Below are 9,661 nucleotides of genomic sequence, written 5' to 3' on the forward strand. Positions count from 1 at the left end.
GCCTTTAGCCTTTAGCCTTTAGCCTTTAGCCTAAAACGCGTAGCTGTAACCCATTTGGATTGTGCGTGGTTTACCTGGTTGAATACCACCGTTTGCGCGGTTAGCGATGTAAGTGTTATCAAACAAGTTATCAACCGTTAGATATACTTTTTGCTTGTCATCAATTAAATATTTAGCGGCTAAATCCCACACAACACGGCTGTCGATTGCATTCAAGCCGTCAGCACTTAAATCAGCATGTGCGTCAGATACATAACGCACTTGCGTATCAAATGCAAAGCTTGAAAGCACGGCACCAAATGAAAGAGCGATTTGATTCTCTGGAACGTAAGGCATTGCATCGCCTTTATTTACTTGGCCCCAGATATCTGATGCAAAATCATTTTTAAACTGTGAATCCGTATAAGTGTAAGTTAAGCGTACAGGGAATGTTGCGCTATTAGTTTCGAAAATACGACCTGCAGAGAACTCAAAGCCCGATACTTCTACTTCGCCGTAGTTGTATTGGTCGCCAATGTTTTCATCACTACAGCCTACAGATGCAGTACAATTTCCATGCATATTGCTGTAATCAGAGAAGAATGCAATGATTTCACCATTAAAACCAGCAACGTTATAACGGCCACCAAACTCAATGTTTACGCTTTCCTCTTCTTCTTGGTCAGCATTACCTGGTGCAGCAGGAGCGTAACCTTGCTGAATACCTGCAAGTAGCGTTAGGCTGTCGCCCACAGTGTAAGTTGCACCCAGTGATGGTACTAAGATTTGTGTATCGTTTGAAACGTCTTTAGTTAAGCCATTTTCACGTTTAGGATCAGACTTTGACCACTCTACGCGGGTAATTGTGATGTCTTCATAACGAAGGCCTGCATTAATCACTAATGCATCGATTGACCACTGGTCTTGAATGAATAACGTTGTTGCTTTTGCATTATCTACACGATTGCTGTCAGAACCCGGAACGCCCTGAGACGTTAAGGTCATACTTAAATCTTGATTAAGTGTGTATTTGTCTTCCCACTGAAAACGATCCATTTCGTCTTCGTGGTAGCGTACGCCAACAGTCACATAGTGATCGCCCGCAGGAATGTGCAACTCTGATTGCACTCCTTTGGCTTGGTAGTCGCGGTTATTTGCTTTAATACCAATGCCTTCAATACCTTCAGCTGTTGGTGCCGCTTCAAATTCACTGTACTGTGCTAAATAGCTTTCACTTACTTTGCTCGCTTTGTACCAATTACGATGAAAATCATTGAGGTAAGCTGTCGCTAATAACTCATAACCATCACCAAAACGATAAGCATAATTTAATTGGTATGCATTATGTTGCGTGTTCATTTGGTCTTTTTGTGATGCGGCATAACGACGGTTTGGTGACGCTTTATAATCTTCTTCTGTTAAACCCATGTAAGTTTCATCAGATTGTTCATCAGAGTACTTAATTTTCATCTCTAGGTTATGCGCGTTGTTTTCACCAAACTTATAACCAAATTTAAGTAGAACGTCGTTCTTTTCAAAGCCTGTGTTGTCGCTACCTACAGGTAATTCTTTAAAGCCATCTGCACCATAGCTGAAAACTTCAATAAGGCCGGCTGCGTTGTTTTTTTCTTTACCGAAGTAAGCATGGCCCTTATAAAAACCATCGCTACCGAGTTCGGCGTTTACTAAACCCGTTGAACCTTCGGTCGGTAAGCTGCGCGAAAGTAAGTTTAAAACACCACCGGTAGTGCGTGGGCCATACTTAACAGAGGCTGCGCCTTTTAATACTTCAATCGACTCCATACGGCCCATAGTAGGGAAGTAGTAAGCCGATGGCGCTGAGTAAGGAGCGGGTGCTACGAGAACGCCATCTTCCATTACAGATATTTTATCGTTACGGCCAGTGCCTGTGCCGCGCATACCAATGTTAGGGCGCAGGCCATAACCATCTTCTTCTTGCACGTAAACACCTGGTACAGATGCTAAAACACGAGAAATATCGGTAAATTCGAATTTTTGTAATTGTTCGTCTGAGATAAATGTAGCAGAGCCCGGAATATCGTTAATAGCAGCTTGCGAGCCAATTACGGTAATTTGCTCAAAATTCTTTTTTTTATTTGTTGCATCATTTGCAACGGCATTAGCGCTTAATGATAAAGCAATAGCCATCGAAAGTGTTGAAACAATAAGCTTAGGAGGCATTATAGATCCTGTATGTGTCTAATTTTAACTGGCGCAATTTAAACATGTAAAATAATACGAATCAATCCTATTTGTAACAATTTCGATCGTTAAGTAAGTTTTTGAATATAAATATGAAAACATATTGTTGTTAATATTGTATTACTATATTCGTTGCGATAATCTAAATTATCAAAAGACGGCTTTTTGTTAGCTATTAAGTCAAGCGTAATGCAATAAACTCGGCAAGTTTATCTACTGCATGCTCGGCTTGTTCTGCATGCTTTGTTAAGCTAATACCTATTTTACCTAGGCTCGGTAAAATAGCGGTGTTTAACTCATAATTAAGTTCATTAGGTACTGTGCTTCTAGCCAAAACGGTGATCCCTAATCCTTCTTTTAAAGCCGCAGTAAGGCCTGTTAAATCAGCGTTACTATAACTTATGCGGTACTTAATACCTGCAAGTTGCAATGCCTCGATGGCGCGGCGTCGATAAATACAACCTTCCGGTGCAGTCACAAGCGTAACAACGTCATTTTGTGCTATTGATAAATCACCAACCCAGACCAGTTGGTCTTGCATAAAAACAGGGAACTTTTCAGAGTTTAAATCTTCATTTAACGCCAGTACTAAATCAAACTGGTCTTCTCGTGAAACCGACAATAAATGCTTACTTAAACGTGATTTAACCTCTAACGATACTTCTGGGTAAAGTGCCACAAAGTCACCAATAATAGCGGGTAAGATCCGAGCGGCAAATTCGCTGGGTATTCCCAACCGCACCTTACCGGTCACATTCTCTTTAGTAAATAATTGCAAAATGGTGTCGTTTTGCAGCAGCATTTGCTTTGCCATCGGCAGCAGCAGTTCACCGTATTGATTGAGTACTTGGCGCTGGCCTTGTTTTTTAAATAGCTTATGGCCGAGCATTTCTTCTAATCGCTTTATTTGTAAACTTACAGCGGGTTGCGATAAGCCAAGTAAATCACCTGCTTTAGCAAAACCGGCTACTTCAACCACAGTAACTAACGTGCGTAAGCTGTCTGTTGAGATATTTTTCATATTAAAAATTACAATTTATGGGGGTGGATTGATAAGTATTATTTATCAATTGATTAATAATTACAATTTGTTGTTGCTAGACTTGCACAATATACTTTTGCCATTAAAGATTGATAGGTGTCGATAATGACTTTTAGCCCGATAATGTTTGCTCGTCATAGCCAGATTGAAGCAGCTGCTAGCAATATGCTGCAGGTCAATACAAACACCGTGGTGATCGATTTTAGCGGCACTGAAGCAATCCCGTTTTTAACCACTATATTAGGGTTAGATTTAAACAAACTAACCGCCAGTGGTTTAGGTGTGAAAGGCACCTTAGATGGTGACCTAAACAGCAATTATAGCTTTGCGTTATATTACTTTAGTGCAACAGCGTTTAGATTCGTGTTGCACACAGATGCAGCGGCTCAATTACAAGCACTGATCAGTGAACAGCAACTGCGCTACGATATTGAGTTTGTTACACGCACTGATTTAGCGACCTTAACTTTATCTGGTGAGCAGGCATTTGACGCGTTAGTCGAAGCATTTAAACTCACCCCTGGACTGCGCTTGTCAGACGCCAACAGCTGCTACGGTGCGCAAAGTGGTGAGGTATTTATTACCGCTATTGATAAACAATCAATACAGTATTTTCAGCTGGTGGCCAAAGCGCCAGAGCTGACTAAATGGCAAACATATTTACAGCAACGCGGTTTTGATACGTCACTACCAGACGTTGCTTAAACATAAATTGATAAGCTGGCTAGCGTATTTTTTAGTTGCCAGCTTTTGTAATTTATTTGTTAGAACAAATCGCAATTTGGGTGTTAGGTGCATTACAACTTATGTATAATCGCCGCCCATGTTATTCCCCCTTATTAAATTGAGGCCACGCCCAATCTTGGGTTAATTATAAAGTGAAGGAATATTATGACTTCTAAAACAGTTTTACATGCAAAGCACCTAGAATCAAAAGCAAAAATGGTTGATTTTCATGGCTGGGAAATGCCAATCAACTATGGTTCGCAAATCGAAGAGCACAACGCAGTGCGCACCGATGCAGGCATGTTTGACGTTTCACACATGACTATTGTTGATGTCAAAGGCGAGCAAGCACAAGCATTCCTTCGTAAACTAGTCGCTAACGATGTTGCTAAATTAACCGTTCCTGGTAAAGCGCTTTACACAGGCATGCTGAATGAGCAAGGTGGCGTAATTGACGACCTTATCATTTACTTCTTCTCAAATACTGATTATCGCTTAGTGGTTAATTCTGCAACTCGTGAAAAAGATTTAGCGCACATGGCTAAAGTTTCAGCTGATTTTGCCGTTGCAGTAACAGAGCGCCCAGAGTTTGCCATGATTGCAGTACAAGGCCCTAATGCTAAAGCAAAAACTGCCACTATCTTAACGGCTGATCAACAAGCAGCTGTTGCAGATATGAAGCCGTTTTTTGGTGTGCAAACTGGTGATTTATTTATTGCTACAACAGGCTATACTGGCGAAGACGGTTACGAAATTGTTGTACCGAACGAGCAAGCTGCGGATCTTTGGCAACAACTGCTAGATGCTGGTGTTGCGCCTGCGGGCCTTGGTGCACGAGACACGCTACGTTTAGAAGCGGGTATGAACCTTTACGGCCTAGATATGGACGAGAGCGTATCACCACTTGCTGCTAACATGGCGTGGACCATTGCATGGGAGCCTGAAGATCGTGACTTTATCGGTCGTGACGTACTAGTACAGCAACGCGCTGACAAAAGCACTGATAAACTTGTTGGCCTAGTGCTGGAAGAAAAAGGCGTATTGCGTAGTGGTTCTAAAGTAATTGTTGATGGTGGCGAAGGGGTCATTACCTCTGGTACTTTCTCACCTACACTTGGTTTTAGTGTTGCCCTTGCACGTGTACCACGTTCAACTAGCGAAACTGCTCAAGTAGAAATGCGTAAAAAATTAGTTAACGTAAAAGTAGTTAAACCAAGCTTTGTACGTAACGGTAAGTCTGTACTTTAAAGTATTAATTAAAAAATTTGGTGTTATCACCCAATAATACCAATCATGTTGAGTTATTAACCAGTTATAGCGACAGATAAATAGAGTGATAACAAGGCATTAATTTTGATATGTAGTTGTTCTACCTGATAAATTAATAACGCTGTTAGCGCTTTATTTAGACCGCTAGAATGGTTAAATTTTTAAGTTGATTGGTATCAAAACCAAAGGAAGAATAAAATGAGCAATATCCCTAGCGAGTTAAAGTATGCCCCTTCACACGAGTGGGTTCGCGACGAAGGTGACGGTACTTTCACTGTAGGTATCTCTGAGCACGCACAAGAGCTACTTGGCGACATGGTATTTGTTGAATTACCAGAAGTTGGTGACGAAGTACTTGCAGGCGAAGATTGTGCAGTAGCAGAATCAGTAAAAGCGGCATCAGATATATACGCCCCAATCGGTGGCGAAATCGTTGCAATCAACGAAGACCTTGAAGATGCACCTGAAACAGTTAACAACGACGCTTACGGCGATGGTTGGTTATTCCGCATTAAAGCATCTGATGAGTCTGAGCTAGAAAACCTGCTTGACGCTGAAGGCTATGCGCATTCGATCGACGAAGACTAATAATTAGTTTATCGCCGTACTAAAAGCCCCATTATACCTAACATAATTGGGGCTTTTATGATTTTACCGCTTACCTTTCCATACATTGTAAGTCATTAAATCAAAAGCTTTTAAGTTATTACTGGTTACCCATTAGTAATAACCATTTATTTTTTGGATCATAGGAATCTGGACAAATGTCAAACGCCAAATCTCTTGAACAATTAGAGCAAACGCAAGATTTTATTCGCCGTCATATTGGGCCAAGCCCAGCACAAGTAAGCGATATGCTAAGTGCTCTCGGAGTATCGAGTGTTGAAGAGCTGATCGGTCAAACTGTACCTGCAAGCATCCGCTTAGAGCAAGGCCTAACAGTGGGCGAAAGCCGCACTGAAGTTGAAACACTAAGCTACTTAAAATCAGTAGCAAGCAAAAATAAAGTGTTCAAATCTTACATCGGTCAAGGCTACCACCCAACTCATGTACCACACGTAATTTTACGTAACGTGCTTGAGAACCCAGGCTGGTATACAGCGTACACTCCATACCAACCAGAGATTGCTCAAGGGCGTTTAGAGTCATTACTTAATTTCCAAACTATGACCTTAGACCTTACCGGTCTTGATTTAGCAAGTGCATCATTACTTGATGAATCAACTGCGGCTGCCGAGGCCATGGGCCTTGCAAAGCGCGTATCTAAAGCTAAAAAAGCCAACATCTTCTTCATCGCTGATGACGTACATACCCAAACTATCGACGTAGTGACAACACGCGCCGAGCAGTTTGGTTTTGAAGTTGTGGTAGGTCCTGCTGCTGATGCTGTAAATCACGAAATTTTTGGTGCGTTATTCCAATACCCGTCAACATCAGGTGAAGTAGTCGATATCACAGATTTAATCGCTGGCGTACAAAGCAAAAAAGCGATTGCCTGTGTTGCAGCCGACATCATGAGCTTATTACTATTAAAAGCACCAGGTAAACTTGGCGCAGACGTAGTACTTGGTTCTGCTCAGCGTTTTGGTGTACCAATGGGTTACGGCGGTCCACACGCTGCATTTTTCGCAACACGTGATGCATACAAACGTTCATTACCAGGTCGTATCATTGGTGTGTCTAAAGACCGTTTAGGTAACGATGCACTACGTATGGCAATGCAAACCCGCGAGCAACACATTCGCCGCGACAAAGCCAACTCAAACATTTGTACAGCGCAAGTATTGCTAGCTAACATGGCTGCGTTTTATGCGGTGTACCATGGCCCACAAGGCTTAAAAACTATTGCACAGCGTATTCATCGCTTTGCTGATATTTTAGCCGCAGGCCTTAAAGCTAAAGGTGTAAACCTTAAGCACAGCACCTGGTTTGATACCCTAACAGTTGTTAGCGATAACAAAGACGACGTAACAGCACGTGCTGTAGCAAACGGCGTAAACTTTGCTACTAACCATGATGGCGAATACTCAATCTCAGTATCTGAGACCACAACGCGCGCAGACGTAGCACAGTTGTTCGATATCATTCTTGGCGAAGACCACGGCTTAAGTGTTGATGGAATCGCAGCAGACATCGAAGCAAACGGTAGCGATTCAATCCCTGCAAACCTTGAACGCGATGATGAAATCTTAACGCACCCTAACTTCAATTCGTATCACAGCGAAACTGAAATGCTGCGTTATATCAAACGTCTTGAAAACAAAGATTTAGCACTTAACCACTCAATGATCTCGTTAGGTTCATGTACTATGAAACTAAACGCGACCGCTGAGATGATCCCAATTACTTGGCCTGAGTTTGCTAATCTTCACCCATTCTGCCCGCTAGACCAAGCAGAAGGTTACCAAATCATGATGGGCGAACTGCATGATTGGTTGGTTAACATCACCGGTTACGACGCCGTTTCATTACAGCCAAACTCTGGCGCACAAGGTGAATACGCAGGCTTAATCGCGATTCGTAAATACCACGAGTCACGTGGCGATGCGCACCGTAATATTTGTTTGATCCCAAGTTCAGCGCACGGTACTAACCCAGCTTCTGCACAAATGGCAAGCATGAAAATTGTAGTTGTTGATTGTGACAAAAACGGTAATGTAGATATGGCAGACCTTAAAGCGAAAGCTGAAGAAGTCGCAGAAAACCTATCGTGTATCATGATCACATACCCGTCTACGCACGGTGTATACGAAGAAACAATTCGTGAAATTTGTGACATCATTCATCAACACGGCGGCCAAGTTTACATGGACGGCGCGAACATGAATGCACAAGTTGGTGTAACAAGCCCAGGCTTTATCGGTTCAGACGTATCGCACTTAAACTTGCATAAAACGTTCTGTATCCCACATGGCGGCGGTGGCCCAGGTGTTGGCCCAATCGGTGTTAAATCACACCTAGCGCCATTTATGCCTAACCACAGCGTAATTAACGTACCAGGTACGAGTATCGGCAACGGAGCAGTATCAGCAGCGCCATACGGCTCAGCAGCTATTTTACCTATCTCATGGGCTTACATCACCATGATGGGTAGCGAAGGCCTTAAACAAGCCACTGAAATGGCAATCGTAAGTGCTAACTACTTAACTCATGAGTTAAGCCAGCACTTCCCAATTTTATACCGTGGTCGCAACAACCGTGTTGCTCACGAATGTATTGTTGACTTACGCCCACTTAAAGAGCTTTCAGGCATCACTGAAATGGACGTGGCTAAGCGCTTACAAGATTACGGCTTCCATTCACCAACTATGTCGTTCCCTGTAGCGGGCACCTTGATGATTGAGCCTACTGAGTCGGAGTCTAAAGTTGAGATCGACCGCTTCATCGAAGCTATGGTGTCAATTAAAGGCGAAATCGACAAAGTGATCTCTGGCGAATGGTCTATCGAAAACAACCCGCTAGTGTTTGCACCGCATACACAAGGCGACGTACTTGGTAACGAGTGGGACAGAGCATACGACCGCTTCTACGCTGCGTTCCCAGTACCAGCAGTGGCTAAAAACAAATTCTGGCCTACAGTAACGCGCATCGATGACGTATACGGCGACCGTAACCTAGTGTGTTCATGCCCAGCGGTAGAGACATACAGAGATTAATTTTTGATTAAACTCAAATAATTAAAAAAGCCGTTGCAGCAATGTAGCGGCTTTTTTGTGCCTAGTGAGAAGCCATAAATTATATGAACGTAGGTTGGGTAGAGTGCAACGAAACCCAACGATTCTCCAATATTATTACCAACTCCCAAGCACGTAAATATGTATTGTTTGTAGGTCGCTCTTTAGGGCGATAAGTAAATTTCACCACAGAGAAGTCAGAGACGCTTCGCGCTGCACCGAGGTTAAATATTGTTGTAGGAGTCGGCTTTAGCCACGAATGATGTAACATAGTGGCAGAGTTAACCACCGTAGGCGCTAAGCTTGCTGGCGCGTGGGTTTGTAGGTTGGGCTTTAGCCCAAAAAGTTGTATCACCTTGGCTGATGGTTCTTACTGCTAATTTTTGTCGGGATAAATCCGCGACCTACATTAGAAACCTTATTCAAGGTTTAGCTTGCTGGCGGCAACCAAGGGGCGATCGGTTTTTAAATTGATTCTGCTGCAAGCAATTCATCCCTGAAGCTGGGTTCCTGTCAGCATCCATGCTTCCACTTCCTCGCGCTGCGAAACTTCGTTTCGGTCACTCGTCACCCACGGCGCCCGAGCGTCACGCTATTTCCTTCAAACCACAATTTATGTGAACGTAAACGCCATGAAAGCACATCCATGTGCAAGCATGGCTTTCATTTCATCCATGAAATGAATTACTCATCAATTGCTTATTTTCAGGGCGTGATGACGGGGGAGGGTGTTAAACGTGAGATTGGT

Annotated in this window: 6 protein-coding genes; 4 read left to right on the forward strand and 2 right to left on the reverse strand. The window is 43.0% G+C overall.

All coding sequences use genetic code 11. The features are described 5' to 3' along the window. Positions 1–30: 30 nt before the first annotated feature. Together H5183_RS21035 and H5183_RS21040 are read right to left on the reverse strand one after the other, a co-directional pair. Entirely contained in the window at positions 31–2,181 is a 2,151-nt protein-coding gene (locus H5183_RS21035) for a TonB-dependent receptor domain-containing protein (protein WP_182732639.1), read from the reverse strand. Positions 2,182–2,377: 196 nt separating this feature from the next. Beyond that, the gene (locus H5183_RS21040; RefSeq protein WP_145241866.1) at positions 2,378–3,223 is read right to left on the reverse strand and encodes a LysR family transcriptional regulator; all 846 of its coding nucleotides are present in this window, start codon (positions 3,221–3,223) and stop codon (positions 2,378–2,380) included. A gap of 126 nt (positions 3,224–3,349) precedes the next feature. Here H5183_RS21040 and H5183_RS21045 point away from each other — a divergent pair, with 126 nt between their 5' ends. The 4 genes from H5183_RS21045 to gcvP all read left to right on the forward strand — a co-directional run bounded on the left by H5183_RS21045 (position 3,350) and on the right by gcvP (position 8,895). Then, positions 3,350–3,949, forward strand: coding sequence for a hypothetical protein (locus tag H5183_RS21045; RefSeq protein WP_182732640.1), 600 nt, complete (start codon positions 3,350–3,352; stop codon positions 3,947–3,949). Between the two features lie 186 nt (positions 3,950–4,135). Further along, positions 4,136–5,218 (forward strand): glycine cleavage system aminomethyltransferase GcvT, encoded by a 1,083-nt coding sequence (gene gcvT, locus H5183_RS21050; RefSeq protein ID WP_182732641.1) that lies wholly within the window; start codon positions 4,136–4,138, stop codon positions 5,216–5,218. Between the two features lie 219 nt (positions 5,219–5,437). Then, a complete protein-coding gene (gene gcvH, locus H5183_RS21055) occupies positions 5,438–5,827 on the forward strand; it encodes a glycine cleavage system protein GcvH (protein ID WP_182732642.1) in 390 nt (129 codons plus the stop codon). Positions 5,828–6,003: 176 nt separating this feature from the next. Next, entirely contained in the window at positions 6,004–8,895 is a 2,892-nt protein-coding gene (gcvP, locus tag H5183_RS21060) for an aminomethyl-transferring glycine dehydrogenase (RefSeq protein WP_182732643.1), read from the forward strand. Positions 8,896–9,661 lie beyond the last annotated feature (766 nt).

The organism is Pseudoalteromonas sp. SR44-8, from assembly GCF_014163635.1.
Lineage (GTDB): Bacteria > Pseudomonadota > Gammaproteobacteria > Enterobacterales > Alteromonadaceae > Pseudoalteromonas > Pseudoalteromonas rhizosphaerae.

Bases quoted from the DNA above. Each gene is read 5' to 3' on its own strand.
- H5183_RS21040 (WP_145241866.1), bottom strand. From the start codon at position 3,223: ATGAAAAATATCTCAACAGACAGCTTACGCACGTTAGTTACTGTGGTT.
- gcvP (WP_182732643.1), top strand. From the start codon at position 6,004: ATGTCAAACGCCAAATCTCTTGAACAATTAGAGCAAACGCAAGATTTT.
- H5183_RS21035 (WP_182732639.1), bottom strand. From the start codon at position 2,181: ATGCCTCCTAAGCTTATTGTTTCAACACTTTCGATGGCTATTGCTTTA.
- gcvT (WP_182732641.1), top strand. From the start codon at position 4,136: ATGACTTCTAAAACAGTTTTACATGCAAAGCACCTAGAATCAAAAGCA.
- gcvH (WP_182732642.1), top strand. From the start codon at position 5,438: ATGAGCAATATCCCTAGCGAGTTAAAGTATGCCCCTTCACACGAGTGG.
- H5183_RS21045 (WP_182732640.1), top strand. From the start codon at position 3,350: ATGACTTTTAGCCCGATAATGTTTGCTCGTCATAGCCAGATTGAAGCA.